At 70.1% G+C, this 18,980-nt stretch carries 20 protein-coding genes; 11 read left to right on the top strand and 9 right to left on the bottom strand.

Features of this window, described 5'->3' with window-relative positions; all coding sequences use genetic code 11:
* Positions 1 to 4: 4 nt before the first annotated feature.
* The 4 genes from KOI35_RS35575 to mca all read right to left on the bottom strand — a co-directional run bounded on the left by KOI35_RS35575 (position 5) and on the right by mca (position 5,680).
* Entirely contained in the window at positions 5 to 1,477 is a 1,473-nt protein-coding gene (locus tag KOI35_RS35575) for an ADP-ribosylglycohydrolase family protein (protein ID WP_215793067.1), read from the bottom strand.
* A gap of 49 nt (positions 1,478 to 1,526) precedes the next feature.
* The gene (locus KOI35_RS35570; protein ID WP_308121293.1) at positions 1,527 to 4,076 is read right to left on the bottom strand and encodes a putative bifunctional diguanylate cyclase/phosphodiesterase; all 2,550 of its coding nucleotides are present in this window, start codon (positions 4,074 to 4,076) and stop codon (positions 1,527 to 1,529) included.
* Between the two features lie 237 nt (positions 4,077 to 4,313).
* Positions 4,314 to 4,667, bottom strand: coding sequence for a hypothetical protein (locus KOI35_RS35565; protein WP_215793121.1), 354 nt, complete (start codon positions 4,665 to 4,667; stop codon positions 4,314 to 4,316).
* Between the two features lie 131 nt (positions 4,668 to 4,798).
* Positions 4,799 to 5,680 (bottom strand): mycothiol conjugate amidase Mca, encoded by an 882-nt coding sequence (gene mca, locus KOI35_RS35560; RefSeq protein WP_215793066.1) that lies wholly within the window; start codon positions 5,678 to 5,680, stop codon positions 4,799 to 4,801.
* A gap of 111 nt (positions 5,681 to 5,791) precedes the next feature.
* Between mca and KOI35_RS35555 the strand changes: the two genes are divergently transcribed.
* Both KOI35_RS35555 and greA read left to right on the top strand, forming a co-directional pair.
* Complete coding sequence (locus KOI35_RS35555) at positions 5,792 to 6,211, top strand: DUF4307 domain-containing protein (RefSeq protein WP_215793065.1); 420 nt, start codon at positions 5,792 to 5,794, stop codon at positions 6,209 to 6,211.
* A 172-nt stretch (positions 6,212 to 6,383) separates the two neighbouring features.
* Positions 6,384 to 6,878 carry a transcription elongation factor GreA gene (gene greA, locus KOI35_RS35550; protein ID WP_202993466.1) on the top strand — a complete coding sequence of 165 codons (495 nt, stop codon included), beginning with the start codon at positions 6,384 to 6,386 and terminating at the stop codon, positions 6,876 to 6,878.
* Positions 6,879 to 6,936: 58 nt separating this feature from the next.
* Here greA and ilvA read toward each other — a convergent pair whose 3' ends face one another.
* Genes ilvA through KOI35_RS35535 form a run of 3 tightly spaced genes read right to left on the bottom strand, consistent with a single transcriptional unit; the run spans position 6,937 to position 10,729 of the window.
* Complete coding sequence (ilvA, locus tag KOI35_RS35545) at positions 6,937 to 8,178, bottom strand: threonine ammonia-lyase (RefSeq protein WP_215793064.1); 1,242 nt, start codon at positions 8,176 to 8,178, stop codon at positions 6,937 to 6,939.
* Between the two features lie 23 nt (positions 8,179 to 8,201).
* The gene (locus KOI35_RS35540; RefSeq protein WP_215793063.1) at positions 8,202 to 9,560 is read right to left on the bottom strand and encodes an amidase; all 1,359 of its coding nucleotides are present in this window, start codon (positions 9,558 to 9,560) and stop codon (positions 8,202 to 8,204) included.
* 17 nt (positions 9,561 to 9,577) lie between these two features.
* The gene (locus KOI35_RS35535) at positions 9,578 to 10,729 is read right to left on the bottom strand and encodes a cystathionine gamma-synthase (protein ID WP_215793062.1); all 1,152 of its coding nucleotides are present in this window, start codon (positions 10,727 to 10,729) and stop codon (positions 9,578 to 9,580) included.
* A 24-nt stretch (positions 10,730 to 10,753) separates the two neighbouring features.
* Between KOI35_RS35535 and KOI35_RS35530 the strand changes: the two genes are divergently transcribed.
* From KOI35_RS35530 to KOI35_RS35520, 3 genes are all read left to right on the top strand, one after another.
* Positions 10,754 to 11,167, top strand: coding sequence for an HIT family protein (locus tag KOI35_RS35530; protein WP_215793061.1), 414 nt, complete (start codon positions 10,754 to 10,756; stop codon positions 11,165 to 11,167).
* 47 nt (positions 11,168 to 11,214) lie between these two features.
* Positions 11,215 to 11,874, top strand: coding sequence for a peptide-methionine (S)-S-oxide reductase MsrA (msrA, locus tag KOI35_RS35525; RefSeq protein ID WP_215793120.1), 660 nt, complete (start codon positions 11,215 to 11,217; stop codon positions 11,872 to 11,874).
* Positions 11,875 to 11,997: 123 nt separating this feature from the next.
* Entirely contained in the window at positions 11,998 to 12,327 is a 330-nt protein-coding gene (locus tag KOI35_RS35520; protein ID WP_215793060.1) for a hypothetical protein, read from the top strand.
* On the opposite strand, the gene KOI35_RS35515 is transcribed toward KOI35_RS35520, so the two are convergent.
* Positions 12,324 to 12,488, bottom strand: coding sequence for a hypothetical protein (locus KOI35_RS35515; RefSeq protein ID WP_215793059.1), 165 nt, complete (start codon positions 12,486 to 12,488; stop codon positions 12,324 to 12,326). The genes KOI35_RS35520 and KOI35_RS35515 overlap by 4 nt on opposite strands.
* A gap of 119 nt (positions 12,489 to 12,607) precedes the next feature.
* Here KOI35_RS35515 and KOI35_RS35510 point away from each other — a divergent pair, with 119 nt between their 5' ends.
* From KOI35_RS35510 to KOI35_RS35495, 4 genes are all read left to right on the top strand, one after another.
* The gene (locus KOI35_RS35510) at positions 12,608 to 14,026 is read left to right on the top strand and encodes a CYTH and CHAD domain-containing protein (protein ID WP_215793058.1); all 1,419 of its coding nucleotides are present in this window, start codon (positions 12,608 to 12,610) and stop codon (positions 14,024 to 14,026) included.
* Between the two features lie 94 nt (positions 14,027 to 14,120).
* Positions 14,121 to 15,056 (top strand): polyphosphate kinase 2, encoded by a 936-nt coding sequence (gene ppk2, locus KOI35_RS35505; RefSeq protein ID WP_246614257.1) that lies wholly within the window; start codon positions 14,121 to 14,123, stop codon positions 15,054 to 15,056.
* A 273-nt stretch (positions 15,057 to 15,329) separates the two neighbouring features.
* Positions 15,330 to 16,238: a ribonuclease Z gene (locus KOI35_RS35500; protein ID WP_215793119.1), complete on the top strand. Its 909-nt coding sequence runs from the start codon at positions 15,330 to 15,332 to the stop codon at positions 16,236 to 16,238.
* Positions 16,239 to 16,257: 19 nt separating this feature from the next.
* Positions 16,258 to 16,764 (top strand): GNAT family N-acetyltransferase, encoded by a 507-nt coding sequence (locus KOI35_RS35495; RefSeq protein WP_215793056.1) that lies wholly within the window; start codon positions 16,258 to 16,260, stop codon positions 16,762 to 16,764.
* 456 nt (positions 16,765 to 17,220) lie between these two features.
* Here the strand turns inward: KOI35_RS35495 and KOI35_RS35490 are convergent, their stop codons facing one another.
* Positions 17,221 to 17,511 (bottom strand): hypothetical protein, encoded by a 291-nt coding sequence (locus KOI35_RS35490; RefSeq protein ID WP_215793055.1) that lies wholly within the window; start codon positions 17,509 to 17,511, stop codon positions 17,221 to 17,223.
* Positions 17,512 to 17,675: 164 nt separating this feature from the next.
* On the opposite strand from KOI35_RS35490, the gene KOI35_RS35485 reads away from it, so the two are divergent.
* Together KOI35_RS35485 and KOI35_RS35480 are read left to right on the top strand one after the other, a co-directional pair.
* Entirely contained in the window at positions 17,676 to 18,620 is a 945-nt protein-coding gene (locus KOI35_RS35485; RefSeq protein WP_215793054.1) for a S1C family serine protease, read from the top strand.
* 64 nt (positions 18,621 to 18,684) lie between these two features.
* Entirely contained in the window at positions 18,685 to 18,975 is a 291-nt protein-coding gene (locus tag KOI35_RS35480; protein ID WP_246614255.1) for a hypothetical protein, read from the top strand.
* The last annotated feature ends 5 nt before the right edge of the window (positions 18,976 to 18,980 follow it).

The following is an 18,980-nucleotide window of genomic DNA, read 5'->3' as shown; positions in this document are numbered from 1 at the left end:
CCTCTCACCCGAAGGCCTCGACCACCCGGCGCAACTCGGTGTTCACGTAGTACCCGTGGTCGTCGAGGAGCTCTCGCATCACTTCGAGAGAGGCTTTACCCCCTTTTCCCGTACGGATCATCGCGTATCGCGCCGCAGCCGCCGGTGTCCGGCTCTGGCCCGCCGCGCAGTGCAAGAGCACCCGGTGACCCTCGTCACGCATGGTCGCCACCATGCGGGCGGCCTGGTCGAGCGCGAACGCCGTGTTCGCGTTCGCACCCGGCTGGTCGACCAGCCACACCTGGGCCTGGTTCCCGGCCGGGATCCCGGCGAACTGGGCCCGCCCGACCCGGCACAACGACACCACCGCGGTCACGCCGGCCTCGACCGCGTCGGTCACCAGGTTGCCCAGGATCACGCCGTCGTCGTCCGGGTGCGGGGTCATCAGCGACCGCGGGATCGGCGCGTCCATCCGGTCGCAGCCGGGCCAGCCGACCCGGTCCGACTTTCCGCCGCCCGCGGTCAGCAGGCCGAGGGCGATCAGGTCGGCCGCGCGCTTGTGCTCCCATCCGTGCACGGCCCGCTGCCACGACAACGGGACGCCCGAGGTCCCCCACCGCGCGCCCAGCAGTGCCCCCGCGATCGCGGCCACGGTGTCGGTGTCGTTGCCCGCGCCGACCGCCGCGTACAGCGAGTCGCGCAGGTGATCGCAGGCGAAGGTGCACGCGCCCGGATCGTCGGCCGGCACCGGCGTACGGGAGATCGCCGACCAGGCCGCCTGCAGCGCGGTAACCACGAACCCGTTGTTCGGGAAGTGGGACGGCTCGTGCTGCTCGGCCTCGTCGATCCAGGCGGCCCACTGGTCGCGCCGCACGGCCGGGATCAGCTCGAGCCCTTCTCGCAGCCCGTCGAACGTCCCGTCGAGCACCGCCCGCCGCACGGCCGCGCACCACAGCACGCACCCGTCGCCGGCCAGCGGATCGAAGTGCGTCAGGTCGCTGACCACCCGGGCCGCCTCGGCCATCGCTTCCGGGTCGTCCAAAAATCCCAGAGCCACGATTCCCGTACGCATCAACGAGCCGTTCCCGGCACTCCGGCCCGTCTCCTCGTGCAGCACCCGGGCGGCATCAGCGACCGCCGCCCCCAGTCCGGCCACCGGATGATCGCGAACCGCGGTCAGCACCCGGCTCGTCTGTATGCCGACGTCGGTCGCCCCTTCGGCCCGCCACCGCACGAAGTTCGCCGCGATCCGGTCCAGCGCCTCCGGTTCCCGCACGTCGGCCCCGGTCGCCGCGACCTCGGCGATGCAGACCGCCATCTGCGTGTCGTCGCTGTACTCGCCGGGCGCGTAGTCCCCGAGCCCGCCCCCGGTCATCCGGGGCACCTGTCCGTGCGGTGGGGGCGTGCCGAACTCGTACGGGACACCGAGCGCATCCCCGCAGGCCGCCGTCAGCAAGACGCCGGCCGCCCGATCGCTCTGCACCGCGCTGAGACTCATGCGCTCGATTCTCGGCACCGCCGCGCGACTCCGAAAGCGTTTCGCGGATTCAGACGGCGTCGTCGGCGCGCAAGGGGCGGATGTTGTCCGGCGCCGCCTCGGCCAGCTGGGTCAGCGCCTGCACGATCTTGTCGGCCGGCATCGGCTTGCAGAAGTGGTAGCCCTGGGCCGTGGGGCACTTGAGGGCGATGAGGGCCGCCCGCTGTTCCGTGGTCTCGACGCCCTCGGCCACCACCCGCACGCCGAGCCGCGCGCCCAGCTCGACCGCGCCGCGGACCACGGCCTCGGCCGCCCTCGACTCGATCATGTCGTCGACGAACGAGCGGTCGATCTTGATCTCGTCGACCGGGGCGCGGGTGACTATGGCCAGCGACGAGTAGCCGGTGCCGAAGTCGTCCAGGGACAGCTGGATGCCGTGTCCGCGCAGCTCGGCCAGCACCTCGTCGACGATCCGCTCCTCGCTGACCGCCACCGACTCGGTGATCTCGAGGACCAGGTGGGAGGCGGGCGCGTGGTGCCGGCGCAGCGCCTCGGCGACCTGGGCCGGGAAGCCGGGGTCGAGCAGGCTGCGGGCCGAGACGTTGACCGAGACCGGCACGTCGACGCCGGCCGCGTGCCAGCGACCGGCGGCCTCCAGAGCCAGGTCGAGCACCCGGGCGGTGAACGCCGTGTGCAGCTCGGCCGAGTGCTCGACGACCGGGATGAACTCGGTCGGTGAGAGCTGGCCGCGGCGCGGGTGCCGCCAGCGGACAAGCGCTTCGACGCCGGTCGGCGCGGCGGTGACCAGGTCGACCGCGGGCTGCAGGTTGAGCATGATCTGGTCGTCGGCGGCGAGCGCGTCCTGCAGCTCGGCCAGCATGGCCAGCCCGTCGGTGGTTACCGCGTCCTGGCTCGCGTCGAAGACCGACACCGACACCTGCTGCCGCTTGGCCTGGCGCAGGGCGAGCGAGGCGCGGCGCACCAGTTCGCCCAGGTCGGCCCGCCCGGCCGAGGTGGCCGCGACACCGACCGCCACCTCGACGGCGATCCGGACGCCGGACACCTCCATCGGACGGTTCAGGTGCTCGGCCAGTTCGCGGGCCCGGCGGACGGCCAGCGGCAGTGACGAGGGCAGCAGCGCGGCCGAGTCGGCGAGGACCGCGACGGTGGGCACGAGCAGCGCGAACTCGTCGTCGCCGGTGCGGGCCACCAGCTCGCCGTCGCGGGACAGCTCGCTCAGCCGCTCGGCCACCACGCGCAGCACCTCGTCGCCGTGCCGGTGGCCGAGGGTGCCGTTGACCTCGCGGAAGTCGTTGATGTCGAGCAGCAGCAACGCCACCGGGCGCCGCCGGTCGAGCGAGCGCAGCCGCTGGTCGCCCTCGGTCAGCAGGGTGGCGCGGTTGAGCAGGCCGGTGAGCCGGTCGTGCGTGCGGTCACGGGCGAGCCTCTCCTCGAGCTCGGCCATCTGGCTGCGGGTCGCCGCGTCGTGCAGCGCGCCGGCCAGGGCGTCACCGAAGGCCGAGATGGCCGCCTCGTCGCGCGGCACCGGCAGAGTGGGGTCGGCCAGCCAGACGGTCAGTTCGCCGACCGTGTCGCCGGCCACCGCCATCGACCGGGTGATCGCGGGACCGGGCAGGCCGGCCACCGCGTTGTCCTGGCCCGGGCCGTCCTCGGCGTAGCGGCGCTCGCCGTCGCGGCCGCGCACCTCGATCTCGACCCGGCGGGCGCCGAACACGTCGAGCGCGGCGCCCAGACCGGCCCGGACGACCTCGGTCTCAGTGCCGGCGGGCAGGGTGGCGGTGGCGGCCGAGAACGCCTCCCACATCCGGCGCTCCTCCTCGCCCCGCAGGTGGAAGCGATAGGTGCGCTGGAGCAGCCACAGCCCGGGGAGGAAGGCGAGCAGCCAGAGCGGGCCGTCGACGAGCGCGTGGACGGCGGCCAGCCCGACCACCAGGTTGCCGACGAACATCGGGATCTTGGCGTACGAGGCCCGGACGATGATCTGCCGGGGCGGCGCGTCGCGGTGCAGCGTGAGGGTCAGTGTGGCCAGGCTGAACGTGATGAGCAGATAGGTGAGAGCGCCCGCGACCACCGCCCCCACCGTGCGGAGGCTCTGCACCGGAGCGTCCCCGGCCAGCAGCGTCGCCACCAGGGTAGCGCCGGCCGTGCCGAGGCTCAGCGAGGCCGCCAGGTGAACCGTCTCGGCCGGGTTGCGATGAGAGTCCCACCAGGACAGCAGGGTCCAGGCGGCGAGCGCGCCGACCAGGGTCGCGGCGGGCAGCCAGCCGGGTGGCGCCACCACGAAACCGATGATGAAGGCGGCCTCGCCCCAGCTGACCGACACCATGCCGCGGCCGAGCCGGAAACGCAGCCGGGCCAGTTGCGCGGCCACGACGAGTGCGAGGGCGACTCCGATGCCGACGACGGACTCGAGTGGACGGTCGGCCGGGCGGTGCACGGGCAGCAGCACCCCGAGCACGGCGACCACGAGGGCCGAACCGGCCACGGCGGCGGTGAACGCGCGGACCCCACGGGAGCGGCCGGCGAGGCCGGACAGCTCGATCCAGGAACGACGGACGCGGGCGCCGGCAACCGGCGGCGCGGTCACGAGAAACCCCACTTGAGCAGCGGCACTGGCGAATGCACGTGCATCTGCAGTGGAGTAATCCGGGGGCGGGGAGTGGTCATTTTCGGCGCCCCCTTCCGCGCAGGGATCGAGGGCGGTTAAGCCCCCGGCGGAAGGCTAAATCAATACCGATGAACAGAACAGGGCTTGACGCACGACGCGTATCACCCTTAGGTCAGACCAATACGGTGAGTGCTGTCGCCCAGCGCGATCAGACCGGCCGCGACGAGGTCAAACGCGACGCGCGTCGCCGTCTGCCGATCCGCCGTCACGTTGCGTAGTAATGCCCGTGACCTCGTCGTCTCCGGGGGCACCGGAGCCCGCCGATCGACTCGCGTCGACGTCCGTTGTGGTCTCACCGGCACCGGGAGCGTCGAGATCAGCATTCAGACGCGCGATCTCAGCCTCACGCTGCGTCTGCTTCGCGTCAGGAAAACTGTCGGGAAGCCGACGCAAGCGCTTGTTCATGTTGCGGATCAGCAGAACAGTCGCTATGGACATCAGCACGATCACGAACAGCCCCATCGGGCCGGCCAGGCCGCCCGAGCGGGTGTCACCGAAGTTGTTGACCGCCAGCAGGTCCATGCCGTCCATGAGCCCAGCTTAGGCGCCTTCGGTCCGCTCTCAGCCGGTGGGTCGGCGACGAAAGCGCTCAGATGATGCCACGACCGGGCCGGGCCGGCGCTGGTAACGCGCCGACCGGCCGGTGGCAGGCGTCAGTGCGCGTCGACCGACTCGCGGATGCCCGCGAACAGGTCGGACTCAGGGACCGGGCTGTCGACCAGCGAGCGGGCGAGCTCGAAGTCTTCGGTCGGCCACACCTTCTGCTGCAGCTCGAGCGGGATCTTGAACCAGAACCCGTCGGGGTCGACCTGGGTCGCGTGCGCCCGCAGCGCGTCGTCGCGGGTCTCGAAGTATTCGCCGCACTCGACCCGCGTGGTGATCTTGTCGCCCCGGTCGTCGCGGTCGGCCCACTTCTCGAGCCACTCGGTGTACGGCGACTCCAGCCCCGCCGCGATCATGCCCTCGTGCAGCGCGAGCATGCGCGCCCGGGTCCAGCCGGAGTTGTAGTAGAGCTTCCGCGGCTGCCACGGCTCACCCAGCTCGGGGTAGGCCTCGGGGTCGCCCGCCTTGTCGAAGGCCACCACCGACACCTTGTGACACATGATGTGGTCGGGGTGGGGGTAGCCGCCGTTCTCGTCATAGGTGGTCATGACGTGGGGGCGGAACTCGCGGATCAGCTTGATCAGCGGGATCGCGGCGGTCTCGGGGTCTTCCAGGCCGAAGGCGCCCTCGGGCAGCGGGGGCAGCGGGTCGCCCTCGGGGAGGCCGGAGTCGACGAAGCCGAGCCAGGCCTGCTCGACCCCGAGGATCTCGCGCGCCCGGTCCATCTCGGCGCGGCGGATGGCGGAGATGTTCTCCAGAACGTCGGGGCGGTCCATCTTCGGGTTGAGGATGCTGCCACGCTCGCCGCCCGTACACGTCGCGACCATGACGCGGACGCCCTCGGCGACGTAGCGCGCCATGGTGGCGGCGCCCTTGCTCGACTCGTCATCGGGGTGCGCGTGCACCGCCATGAGACGCAACTGCTCGGCCACTGAAGCTCCTCGGACCAGTACCCGCGGCGGGCGGGCCGGTGTCGACTGCGAAGATGGACACTGCCATTCTTGCGGATCCCCCCGACAAGAAACGCACGAGAGGTGCCCACGGTGAGCGAGACGCGCACCACAGAACCGGTCTTCCCGGCCGGTCGGTACGGCAAGCGCCGTTCCGGCCGTCGGCGTCCGGTGCTGCCGATCGTCGCGATCGTGCTCGTCGTCGCGGTCTCGCTGATGGTGTCGATCAAGCTCTTCCAGCAGTTCGGGCAGACCGACTACGACCCGCAGATCGTGGGCTGGCAGGAACCGTCCGACGCGGTGATGACCATCGAGTTCAACGTCAGCGTGCCCGCCGGCGGGGCGGCCGAGTGCCTGTTGCGCGCCCGTGACTACGACGGCTATCAGGTCGGCTCCCGTACGGTCGTGCTGCGCGCCCCGGCCGGCGAGAAATCGATCAAGGCCCGCGAGGATGTGCCCACCACCGCCCGGGCCAGCGTCGGCGACGTGGTGAACTGCCGCCCGGCCCAGTAAGACAGCGCGCAAAGACGGAAAGACAGCGCGAAAAATCGGACGCAATCGCGCAATCCTGGCCCCATGCGTACCGCTGGTAAGCTAAGTAATTCGCTCCGTTCAGCATCCCCTCCAGTGGTGTTGAGCGATTTTCCATATTCGGCCCCACCCCGTTCCAGCAAGGAGACCGACCGTGACCAGTTCAGAGGCGCCCAAGACCTGGCTCTCTCAGGACGCTTACGACCGGCTGCAGGCCGAGCTCGACGAGCTGATCGCCGGTCGTCCCGCGATCGCCGCGGAGATCAACGCGCGCCGCGAGGAGGGCGACCTCCGCGAGAACGGTGGCTACCACGCCGCCCGCGAGGAGCAGAGCCGCCAGGAGGGCCGGATCCTTTACCTAAAGGAGTTCCTGCGCACGTCCGAGGTCGGCGAGGCCCAGACGGCCAACGAGGTGACTCCGGGCTCGGTCGTGACGATCTATTTCGACGACGACCAGAGCGACACCGAGACGTTCCTGCTGGGCTCGCGTGAGATCGCCTCCACCACCGACCTCACGGTCTACAGCCCCGAGTCAGCTCTCGGCACCGCCATCCTCGGCGCGGGCGAGGGCCAGACCGTCACCTACACGGCGCCCAGCGGCTCCGACATCAAGGTGACCGTGGTGAAGTTCGGCCCGTTCGAGGGCTGACCCCCAGCATCTGACGTGGCCCGTGGCGATCGCCGCGGGCCACTGTCTTTAAAGAGCGTTACTGCGGCGTCGAGTCGGTCAGCAACGACACCAGGTAGCCGGAGTTCCGCAGGGTGCTGATCAGCGCGGCCGAGTGATCGGGCCCGCGGGTCTCGACCGACAGCGCGACCTCGGCCTCGCCGAAGTTGAGCCGCTCGCTCTGCCGCGAGTGCGAGACGTCGACCACGTTGGCCCGCTGCTCGGCGATCTCGCCCAGCAGCCGGGCCAGTTCGCCGGGCCGGTCGGGGCAGCGGACCGCGAGCCGCAGGAAGCGCCCGGCCGAGGCCAGCCCGTGCTCGATCACGCGCAGCAGCAGCATCGGGTCGATGTTGCCGCCGGACAGGATCGCCACCACCGGACCGTCCGCCGGGGGCACGTACGCGCCGGTCAGCAGGGCCGCCACGGCCGCTCCCCCGGCCGGCTCGACCACTGTCTTGTGCCGCTCGAGCAGCACCAGCAGCGCCCCCGACAGATCCTCGTCGGTCACCGTGACGACCTCGTCGACCAGCTTGCTGACGTGCGCGAACGGCAGGTCGCCGGGCCGCAGCACGCAGATGCCGTCGGCGATCGTGACCCCGCGCTCGAGCTTGGTCGGCGCCCCGGCGGCCAGCGAGGGCGGATAGGCCGCCGCGCCCGCCGCCTGCACCCCGATCACCCGGATGTCGGGGCGCAACGCCTTGGCCGCCACGGCCACACCCGAGATGAGCCCGCCGCCGCCGACCGCGGTGACGATGGTGGTCGCCTCGGGGCACTGCTCGAGGATCTCCAGGGCCACCGTGCCCTGACCGGCGATCACGTCGGGGTGGTCGAAGGGGTGGATCAGCACGGCTCCGGTGGCCGCCGCGAAGGCGTGCGCCGCCTCCAGCGAATCGTCGACCGCCGTCCCCGCGTACTCGATGGAAGCTCCGTACCCCTTGGTCGCGGTGACCTTGGGCAGCGGCGCCCCCTCGGGCATGAACACCGTGGCCCGGGTGCCGAGCAGACCGGCGGCCAGCGCCACCCCCTGGGCGTGGTTGCCGGCGCTGGCCGCGACCACCCCGCGGGCCCGCTCGGCGTCGGACAGGCGGGCGATACGGGTGTACGCACCCCGGACCTTGTAGGAACCGGCGCGTTGCTGGTTCTCACACTTGAGCCACACCTCGGTGCCGGTGAGCTCGGTGAGCGGGCGCGACGGGATCAGCGGGGTCGTCTTGACCACGTCGGTGAGCAGCTCACGCGCGGCCCGGACGTCGGCCAGGGAGAGCAGGTCGAGCGAGTTCATTCCCCGAATGCTGCCACGCCCGTTTAAACGAAGGCGTGGCGCTGCCAGGGGTTGAGCATCTCGAACTGGCCGGCCACGGCGAGCAGCAGCGCCTCGGAGTCGGGCGGGCCGACCAGCTGGACGGCGACCGGCAGCCCGTCCGGCCGGGTGCCGACCGGGACGACGATGGCCGGGAGCCCGGCGATGTTCCAGGGTGCCGCGAAGGGGGCGTACTTCATGCTCACCGACATGTTGTGCCGCCACGAGCCACCCGCATAGCCGTCGGCGGGCGGCGGCGCCGAGGCCAGCGCCGGGGTGAGCAGCAGGTCGAGGTTGTTGTCGGCGAAGAACTGGATCGACTTCTCACGGAACGCGTCCCGCTGCGACTGGCGGACCAACCCGGCCCGCAGCGCCCACTTGCCCATCCGGATGTGCTGCCGGGTGCGGGGCTGCAGCTCGGCCAGGGTGTACGCCTCGGCCTCGCGGTAGGCCGACGCGAACCAGGTGGCCAGCGTGCCGATGCCCAGCGTCTGCGGATAGCTCGGGTTGGCGGTGACCGTGTCGTGCCCGGCCTGCACCAGCAGCTTGGACGCGGTGGTCACGGCCCCGGCGTTGGGCTCGTCGGCCTTGACGCCGGCCAGCGGTGACCGGGTCGAGATGCCGACCCGCAGCCGGTTCGGCTCGACCAGCTTGATCGGATCACGGCCGGCCAGCACCGAGAAGCCGAGCGCGGCGTCGGACACCGTGGTGGTGAGCACACCGTTCTCGACCAGGTCGTACCAGTTGGTCACGCCCATCTCGGCCGGCACCACGCCGCGCCCGGGCTTGAGGCCGACCAGCCCGCAGCACGCGGCCGGGATGCGGATCGAGCCGAGCCCGTCGTTGCACTGCGCGATCGGCACGAGGCCGGCGGCGACGGCCGCCGCTGCGCCTCCGGACGACCCTCCCGGCGTACGGTCGCGGTCCCAGGGGTTCCGGGTCGGCGCGCCCGACTCGTCGGTGACCGCCCAGAGCCCCATCTCGGGCATCCGGGTGATCCCGACGACGACCGCGCCCGCTCCGCGCAGCCGCCGGACGACCTCGTGGTCCTCCTCGGCGACCGGGGTGCGGGCGGCAGCCGAGCCGTTCCAGGTCGGCAGGCCCGCGACCGGCGTGTTCTCCTTCACCGCGACCGGCACGCCGGCCAGCGGGAGGTTGGCCAGATCCTCCTGGTCGTCGACCTTCTCGGCCTCGCGGATCGCCTCGCCGTCGCGGGTCAGCCGGAACGCGTCCAGCGACGGGTCGGTGATCGCGATCTGCTCGAGATGGTCGGCGACGATCTGGGTGGCGGTCACGTCTCCGCGCCGCACCGCCCGGGAGATCTGCTTCGCGGTGGCGCCCACCCAGGTCGTCGCGTCCGTCATGCCGTGCTCCGTTTTTCTCAGCCGAGTGCCTGCTCCAGGTCGGCGAGCAGATCGTCAACGGTTTCGATGCCGACAGACAGTCGCACGAGATCGGCGGGGACTTCAAGCGCGGAGCCCGCAGCCGACAGGTGTGTCATCTGGCCGGGGTGCTCGATCAGCGACTCGATGCCGCCGAGCGACTCGGCGAGCACGAAGAGCTTTGTCCGGTTGCAGATCTCGATGGCCTTTTCCTTACCGCCGGCCGCCCGGAACGAGACCATGCCACCGAAGCGCTGCATCTGCTTGGCCGCGATCTCGTGCCCCGGGTGCGTCTCGAGCCCCGGATAGAGCACCTGGGAGACGGCCTTGTGCTCACGCAGGTAGCCGACGATCCGCTCCGCGTTGTCACAATGCCTTTCCATCCGTACGCCGAGGGTCTTCACGCCGCGCAGGGTGAGCCACGCGTCGAACGGCCCGTTGACCGCACCCATCGCGTTCTGGAAGAAGGCCAGCTGCTCGCCGAGGTCGTCGGTCGCGGTCACCAGCGCACCACCGACCACATCGGAGTGACCGCCGAGATACTTCGTGGTCGAGTGCACGACGACGTCGGCGCCCAGGGCCAGCGGCTGCTGCAGATAGGGCGAGGCGAACGTGTTGTCGACCACCAGCAGACCGTCGTACTCGTGGGCCAGCCCGGCCAGCGCCGCGATGTCGGCGATGTTGAGCAGCGGGTTGGTCGGCGTCTCGGCCCAGATCATCTTGGTGACGCCGGGCCGGAACGCGGCGCGCACCTGGTCGAGGTCGTCGAGCGGAACGGCCGTCCAGTCCAGGCCCCAGTTCTCGGCCACCTTGGCGAAGAGCCGATACGTTCCCCCGTACGCATCACCCGGGATCACGACATGGTCGCCCGGACGGCACACGGCGCGGATCAGCGTGTCTTCGGCCGCGAGCCCGCTCGCGAAGGCGAGGGCGCGGCGTCCACCCTCGATCGCGGCCAGGCACTCCTGCAGCGCGTCGCGGGTGGGGTTGCCGGAGCGGCTGTATTCGTACCCGAGCCGCGGGGAGCCGACGGCGTCCTGGGCGTACGTGCTCGTCTGATAGATCGGAGGCACCACCGCGCCGGTCCGGGGGTCCGGATCCGAGCCGGCGTGGATGGCGAGGGTGTCGAACCCGTAGTCGTTAGCCGTCATGCTGCGCAAGGCTAGTCTCAGCTGGTGGCATCCTGCGTGTTCTGCGACATCGTGGCGGGGTCGGTGCCCGCTTTCCAGGTGATCGACTCGCCCGACGGGGTGGGGTTCCTCGACACCCGCCCGGTCTTCAAGGGTCACGTGCTGATCGTGCCGCGCGCGCACGTGGTGACGCTCGCCGACCTGCCCGTGGCCGATCTGCCCGGATATTTCGGACTGGTGCAGCGGGTGGCCGCGGCGGTTCCCGATGCGCTCGGGGCGCAGGGGACATTCGTGGCGAACAACAACGTGGTGTCGCAGTCGGTGGCACATCTGCACTTCCACGTCGTACCGCGTACGAAGGGAGATGGTTTGCGGGGTTTCTTCTGGCCCCGGACCAAGTACGCGGACGATGAAGAGGCCACGTCCTACGCCGCATCCATCGCCGCCAAGCTCGGGTAAGGGTTGCGCGTCCCCTGGTGTTACATCACCGGATGAAGGGAGTGACCGTGTTCCTGCGGCACAAGAAGCTCGAGCTGATTACCCCCGACCAGGCCCTGCCGGGCCGCCCCCTGGAGATGCCGGTCGCCGACACGCACACCGTGCTCGGCACCCCGCTCAAGGGTCCGTGGCCGGCCGGCTTCGAGGTCGCGGTCTTCGGGATGGGTTGTTTCTGGGGCGCCGAGCGGATCTTCTGGCAGTTGCCGGGCGTCCACTCGACCTCGGTCGGCTATGCGGGCGGTTTCACCCGCAACCCGACGTACGAGGAGACCTGCTCCGGCTCGACCGGCCACGCCGAGGTGGTCCAGGTCGTCTACGACCCGAGCCAGATCAAGTACGAGGACCTGCTGAAGGCCTTCTGGGAGAACCACGACCCGACCCAGGGCATGCGCCAGGGCAACGACGTCGGCACCCAGTACCGGTCCGCGATCTACACGACCACGGACGACCAGGCCCGCATAGCGCAGGCCTCACTGGAGGCGTTCCAGCCGGTGGTCACCGCGGCCCGGCACGGCCAGATCACGACGGAGATCCGGTCGCTCGGCACCTATTACTACGCCGAGAACTACCACCAGCAGTACCTCTCGGACGCCAAGAACCCGTACGGCTACTGCAACCACGGCCCCAACGGCATGACCTGCCCGGTCGGCGTCGCCCGCACGGCCTGATCAGGCGCTACCGCCCCCGGCAATCGCCGGGGGCGGTTTTCATGCCTGGGGGTGGAAAAGATCGACATGTCCCGACACGTTCCGCAGACTGGAGATCGATCGCGGTACAGCGGGAGGTGGGACGTGCCGACCTTTTACAACAACGACGAGCGCCAGGCCTGGAATCTCGCGGAATCGCTCACCGAGCAGGCCGAGGAGTCGATGCGGGAGGCCGAACAGGCCCTCGAGACCTGGAAGACCGGCAAGGAGATGAACCGGCTGCGCTGCATCCGGAAGGGGATCAGCGAGTCGGACGCGGAGATCCGGTGGTCGGCGTCGACCACGGCCAAGAACTCGATCACCAACAACGGCTTCTACGTCGGGCTCGCGACCATGTATTACAGCGCCGCCGCGGCCAACTACTCACGCGCGCTCTATCTGCGGAGCCTCGGCGGCCGGCCGATGGCCGCTTAAGAAGGATCCTTCTCGGCGACCGGCGCGGGCTTGGACTGCGCCGGACCGTTGTCGCCGGGCGCCGCCGAGGCGGGTGCGGCCAGAGCCAGACCGAGCACGGCGCCGGCACCGATCAGGCCGAGGCCGGCCAGCGAGATGGGTCGGCGATCGGTCTTCTCCATGTAGAGCCTCCTCAGAGCCAAGACCCACCACGGTGCCAGCAACACCTGTGACCCGGCTGTGCAGAACCTGCCAAACGCTTGGCCTGTGGGACGGTCACCCGTTCGGGCATCATTAACGGATGGAGATCGCCAGCGAAACAGAGCGTAAATACGACGTGCCCGCCGAGTTCGAGCTGCCCGATCTCACCGGCAAGGCCGGTATCACCAGCACGACCGGGGCCGAGACCCACGACCTCGACGCGACCTACTTCGACACCGACGATCTCGCCCTGATGAAGAACCGCCGGACGTTACGCCGCCGCACCGGGGGCGGCGACGCCGGCTGGCATCTGAAGACCCCGGGCGAGGGCACCAGCCGCACCGAGCACCGGGTGCCGTTGAACGGGAATCCGGACACGGTGCCGGCCGAGCTGATCGGGCAGGTGCGGGCGATCATCCGCCGCCAGCCGGTCAAGCCGGTGGCCCGCCTGCGCACGCACCGGGTCGAGACCCCGCTGCGCGACGCCGACGGCCGGACGCTCGCGCTGGTCGCGCAGGATCAGGTGATCGCCCTGACCGACGGCCACGAGCAGCGCTGGCAGGAGGTCGAGGTCGAGCTTGTCGACGGCGGCCCGCGGGTGCTCAAGGCGGTGGAGAAGGTGCTGCTCAAGGCCGGCGCCAGCCCCGCCTCGGGCCCGTCCAAGGTCTCCCGCGCGGTCGGCGACCGGGCCAAACCAGAGCCACAGATCACCAGCAAAGATCCCGTTCTCCGGTACGTGCGGGAGCAGCGCGACGCCATCGAGGCGTACGACCCGGGTGTCCGTCAGGGCGACCCGGAAGCGGTGCACAAGATGCGCGTCGGCACGCGGCGCCTGCGCAGCACCCTCAAGACGTTCAAGCGCACCTTTCCCGAGGCGGCCGACCTGGGCGACGAGCTCAAGTGGCTGGCCGACCTGCTCGGTCAGGTGCGCGACGGTCAGGTGCAGGAGGGCAAGCTGCTGGCCGGACTCGACGAGCAGGGTGAGCAGTTCCGGCCGGTGGCCGCGCGCATCCGTGAGCACCTCGACCGGCAGGTGGCCGAGGGCCGGGCCGCGCTCGACGAGGCGCTCGAGGGCGAGCGCTATCTGACCCTGCTCGACCGGATCGACCAGCTGGCCGCTCAGCAGACGGTGGAGAAGGACTCCATCGCCCGTACGCGGAAAAGCCTCGCCAAAGCCGACGGGCTGCTCGACGAGGCCCTGGCCCACGGCGAGGATCACGAGCTGCACGACGCCCGCAAGGCCTACAAGCGCGCCCGCTATGCCGTCGAGGTGTTCGAGGCGGAGGGCGGCAAGCCGGGGAAGCAGCTGGTCAAGTCGCTGACCGACCTGCAGGACGTGCTCGGCGCGCATCAAGACTCGGTGGTCGCCCGCGAGCTGCTGCACGAGCTCGGGCAGGACAGTTTCTGGTTCGGCGTCCTGTGGGCCCGGCAGGAGCAGGTGGGCAAGGACACGTACCGGGAACTGCCGGTGGTGGTCGAAGAGTCGCGCCGGAAGCGCCTGCGCTCGTGGCTGGGCTGAATGTTCATCTGCTGAACCGTTGAGTTGTCACCCGTACCGGGTATGTATTCGTCTTATGCAGTCGGAGGCGGAGCACACGCATCACAACGGCCACTTGGATGACTCGGACAACACGACGCCGCCCTATTCGGGGCCGATCGCGGAGCTGGGCGGCTATCGGGTTGCCGATGACGACGACGATGACCCGGTGCTGCTCAACGCCGACGGCACGCCGATCGACACCTGGCGCGAGGAGTACCCGTACGGCGAGCGCATGGCCCGCCACGAGTACGACCACCACAAGCGGCTCCTCCAGATCGAGCTGCTGAAGCTGCAGAACTGGTGCAAGAGCACCGGCGAGCGGATGGTGATCCTGTTCGAGGGGCGCGACGCGGCCGGCAAGGGCGGCACGATCAAGCGCTTCATGGAGCACCTCAACCCGCGCGGCTCCAAGGTCGTGGCGCTGGAGAAGCCCAGCGAGAAGGAAAGCACGCAGTGGTACTTCCAGCGCTACATCAGCCACCTGCCGTCGGCCGGTGAGATCGTGCTGTTCGACCGTTCCTGGTACAACCGGGCCGGCGTCGAGCGGGTGATGGGCTACTGCACCCGCCAGGAATACCTCGAGTTCATGCGTCAGGCCCCCGAGCTCGAGCGCATGCTGGTCCGCTCGAACATCAACCTGGTCAAGTTCTGGTTCTCGGTGACCCAGGGCGAGCAGCGCACCCGCTTCGCGATCCGGCAGGTCGATCCCGTACGGCAGTGGAAGCTCTCGCCCAACGACCTCGCCTCGCTCGACAAGTGGGGTGATTACACCGAGGCCAAGGAGGCGATGTTCTTCTACACCGACACCGCCGACGCGCCGTGGACCGTGGTGAAGAGCAACGACAAGAAGCGGGCCCGGCTCGAGGCGATGCGGCACGTGCTGGCCCGCTTCGACTACGACAACAAGGACCACGAGATCGTCGGCACGCCCGATCCGCTGATCGTGGGGCCGGCCGCGCTCGCCGTGGAGGGCACCGAGATGTCCCCGCGCGTATTCCCGCGTCTCTAGTGATTCAAAAATCCTTGGCGGTGCCGCCTCCCGGTGGTTAACGTGGCCGTACACGTGAAGGGAGGTGGTCCGAAGTTGTATAGCAACGGGACTCGTGAGGTGGCTGTCCGCTAGCCGCTGTCCTCGACAGCTTCGTAGTACTACGTCGAGACCGTGTGGCAGCGGTGCGGCGAATTCGAGATAGCCACCCGACCCCTGGGGATCCGGCCTTGTCCGACCGGACCACGCATGCGTGTGTGGAAGTCCCCAGGGGTCGCTTCATTTCCGATGGGGATTGCTGTGCGTGAGTTGGTCCTGCTCGGTACGGCGAGTCAAGTGCCGACCCGGCTGCGCAACCACAACGGCTACCTGCTGCGCTGGGACGACGAGGTGATCCTCTTCGACCCGGGTGAGGGCACCCAGCGCCAGATGCTGATGGCCGGTCTCGCGGTCAGCCCGCTGCGCCGCATCTGCATCACCCACTTCCACGGCGATCACAGCCTCGGCCTGCCCGGCATCCTGCAGCGCATCTCGCTCGACAAGGTGCCGCACCCGGTCACCGTGCACTACCCGGCGGACGGCCAGGAGTTCTACGACCGCCTGCGGCACGCCACCAGCTATTGGGACAACGCTTCCATCGTCGCTTCGCCCATCGCCGGCTCTTCTTGGAATGACGGACCGCTCACGGCGTTACCCCTAAGACATTCCCTTCCCACGTACGGCTACCGGCTGGACGAACCGAGCGGCCGTCGCATGGTTCCCGAGCTGCTGGCGGCCCACGGCATCGCCGGGCCCGCGGTCGGCGAGTTGCAGCGGACCGGCCGCGCCGGCGACGTCACGCTCGAGCAGGTCAGCGTCGAACGACCCGGGCAGAGCTTCGCCTTCATCATGGACACCGGCCTGTGCGACAACGTGTTCGCGCTGGCGGCCGGGGTCGACCTGCTGGTGATCGAGTCGACCTTCCTGACCGAGGACGCTGAGATGGCCGCCCAGGTGGGGCACCTGACCGCGGCGCAGGCGGGCCGGGTCGCGCGCGAGGCCGGTGTACGGACGCTGGTGCTGACCCACTTCTCGCAGCGCTATCCGGACCCGTCCCGGTTCCTCGACGAGGCCCGCGCCGAGTTCGACGGCGACATCGTGGTCGGGGCGGACCTCGAACGGGTTCCGGTGCCCCCGAGGCGGGCGGCCACCGCCGGAGGATGAGTGCGGCTACCGTCGGGCGATGAGCGTCTCCCTGCGTACGGCGAAAGAATTTGATCTGATCGCGGTCGGCGAGGTGCATCAGCGCTCGCGGGTCGCGGCCTATGCGGGAATCCTGTCGGCGTCGACGCTGGAACTGCGGACGGCGGCGGCGTTCGGCGAATGGTGGAGCGAACGGTACCGCTGGGAGCAGGACACGCACCGGATGACGGTGGCGGTCTCTTCCTCCGGTGCCGTCGTGGGGTTCACCTATGTGGGGCCGTCGGAGACCGAGGGGGCGGCCGAGCTGTACGCGATCCACGTCGCGCCCGAGCAGATCGGCACCGGGGTGGGGCGCCTGCTGATGGTGGACGCGCTGGAGAAGCTGGCCGGGCTCGCGGATCGGGCCGTGCTGTGGGTGCTCGAGGACAACACGCGGGCGCGGGGTTTCTACGAGGCCGGGGGCTGGCACGCGGACGGTGCCACGCGGGTCGAGCCGGTCAACGGGGAGCCGGTCGCGCAGTGGAGATACAGCCGAGCACTTCGTTGACGGCTGGGCAAGGGTAGCCTAACCTAACTCAGGACACTCACCTGGCCGCCACGTCAAGGTGTGGTCCACCGAGGACGATGTGCATGCCGCTGTCACGGTCCGTGCATCGCATACTCCCGGTACGTCCGGTCTTGCCGGGTCGGACGTGCCGGGAGTCTTTCGTTTGTGCTTCGGCTGGGCGGGAGTGCGAGACCGTGATGGAACGGGGGAACCTGTGGTCCCGCACTCCCGCCAACCGTCCCGCCCGAACCGGGGGACGCGTCTGGCCGGAGACGCTGGACCGACGGAGGCATGCCGGTCCTGGCCAGTTCAAGGGCGGGTCTTCAAGGCGGGAGATCGCGACGCTGGCGGGGCGCAGCGGACTCTCCGCCGGGCGACGTCATCCCGGGCCGGGTAGCCAGGCCTGCCGGGGGAGGTCAAGCTGACGGGCGACGTCGAAGACCGGATGAAGTTGTCCTAGTCGAAGCGGCCGCGGTTCGGCGCGACGCGCCGGCGGTCGTCCAGGCCGGGCATGGCCCGGATGCTGTTCAGGTCGTGGCGGACGGTCCACGCCTCACGCCACGGCCGGCGGGACGCGGCGTCGGCCCGTTCGGCGAGCCGCCGTGGTGCACACGGCCACTGCCATCCACACCAGACGCAGTTGTCGTCGCCGTCCGGTTCGGCGTGGCGTCCCAGCATCTGCTGCGCGTCCTGCCACAGCAGGATGTCCACGATGTCGGCCGGCATCGACTGGTCGGCGATGACCATGCGGTTCCCTCCGTCATACGTCCTTCTCGACCCATACAACCGCGATGCACCATCATCCGGTCGGACTTTCTGTGCGATTAGCGCGACCCAGAGTGACGGCCCGTTTCGCCGTGGGCGTACGGCACCCGGGCATCGACGCTGTTCGGCGCCGTGTTGAAGCACTCATGGATACCGAACACACGGGTGTCGATTCCGGGGCACTCGATGCCTACAGCCGTGTGGTGACCGGCGTCGCCACCAAACTCCTGCCGTCGGTCGCGGCCCTCTCCGTGCGCACCCCGCGCGGTCAGGGCGCCGGCTCGGCGGTCACCTTCACCGACGACGGATTCCTGCTCACCAACGCTCACGTGGTGTCCGGGGCGAACGGCGGAACCGCCGACTTCGCCGACGGCACCGAAACCCGCTTCGACGTGGTCGGCGCGGATCCCCTCTCCGACCTGGCCGTCGTACGCGTGCACCACCCGGGCGCCCCGGCCGCGCCGCTGGGCAACGCCGACGACCTCAAGATCGGCCAGCTCGTGGTGGCCGTGGGCAACCCGATGGGCCTGGCCGGCAGCGTCACGGCCGGCGTCGTGTCCGGGCTGGGCCGCTCACTCCCGGCCCGCGACGGCCAGCGTCTGCGCATCATCGACAGCGTCATCCAGACCGACGCGGCCCTGAACCCGGGCAACTCCGGGGGCGCACTGGCCGACTCGACCGGCACTGTGGTGGGCATCAACACCGCGGTGGCGGGCTACGGCCTGGGGCTCGCCGTCCCGATCAACGCGACGACCCGCTCGATCATCGGGGACCTGGTCGCCAACGGTCGCGTCCGCCGGGCGTGGCTCGGGGTGGCCGGGGTGCCCGCCCCGCTGCCGCCGGCGCTGGCCTCCCGACTGGGCCAGAAGCTGGGGCTTCGGGTGGTCGAGGTCGTGCCCGGCAGCCCGGCTGGAAGCGCCGGGATCTATCTGGGCGACATCCTCATCACGGCCGGCGGTCAGCCGACGCAGAGCGTGCAGGCGTTGCAGCGCCTGATGCTGGGCCCGGCGATCGGCACCGACCTGCCGATCACGCTGCTGCGCAAGAACGCGCTGGTGGACGTGGTCACCGTCCCGGCCGAGCTCACCTGAGAAAGCCGAGCTCACCTGAGAAACCGGACGGCCGCGCCGGAACCGCGGTGGGATACTCCCCCGCATGATCGAATCCGGCGCGGCCGTCCTGCTCGTGGCCATCGTGGACATGTCCGCGGCCGATCCCGCCGCGGGCCGCCGATACGAGGACGCGGTGCTGGCGCTGCTCCCCCGGCACGGCGGCTCCCTCGAGAAGCGGCTGCACAGCACCGACGCTCACGCCGAGGTGCATCTGATCCGCTTCACGTCGCGGTCGGGCTACGAGTCGTTCATGGTCGACCCGTCACGATTGGCGCTGCGCGCCGAACTCGGCACAGTGGCCCCGACAACCCGGGTGATCGAGGTCGACGGCTGATGGGC

Origin of the sequence: Paractinoplanes bogorensis (assembly GCF_018829635.1) — a bacterium.
GTDB lineage: Bacteria > Actinomycetota > Actinomycetes > Mycobacteriales > Micromonosporaceae > Actinoplanes > Actinoplanes bogorensis.
This window is presented reverse-complemented; position numbering and strand designations above follow the sequence as displayed.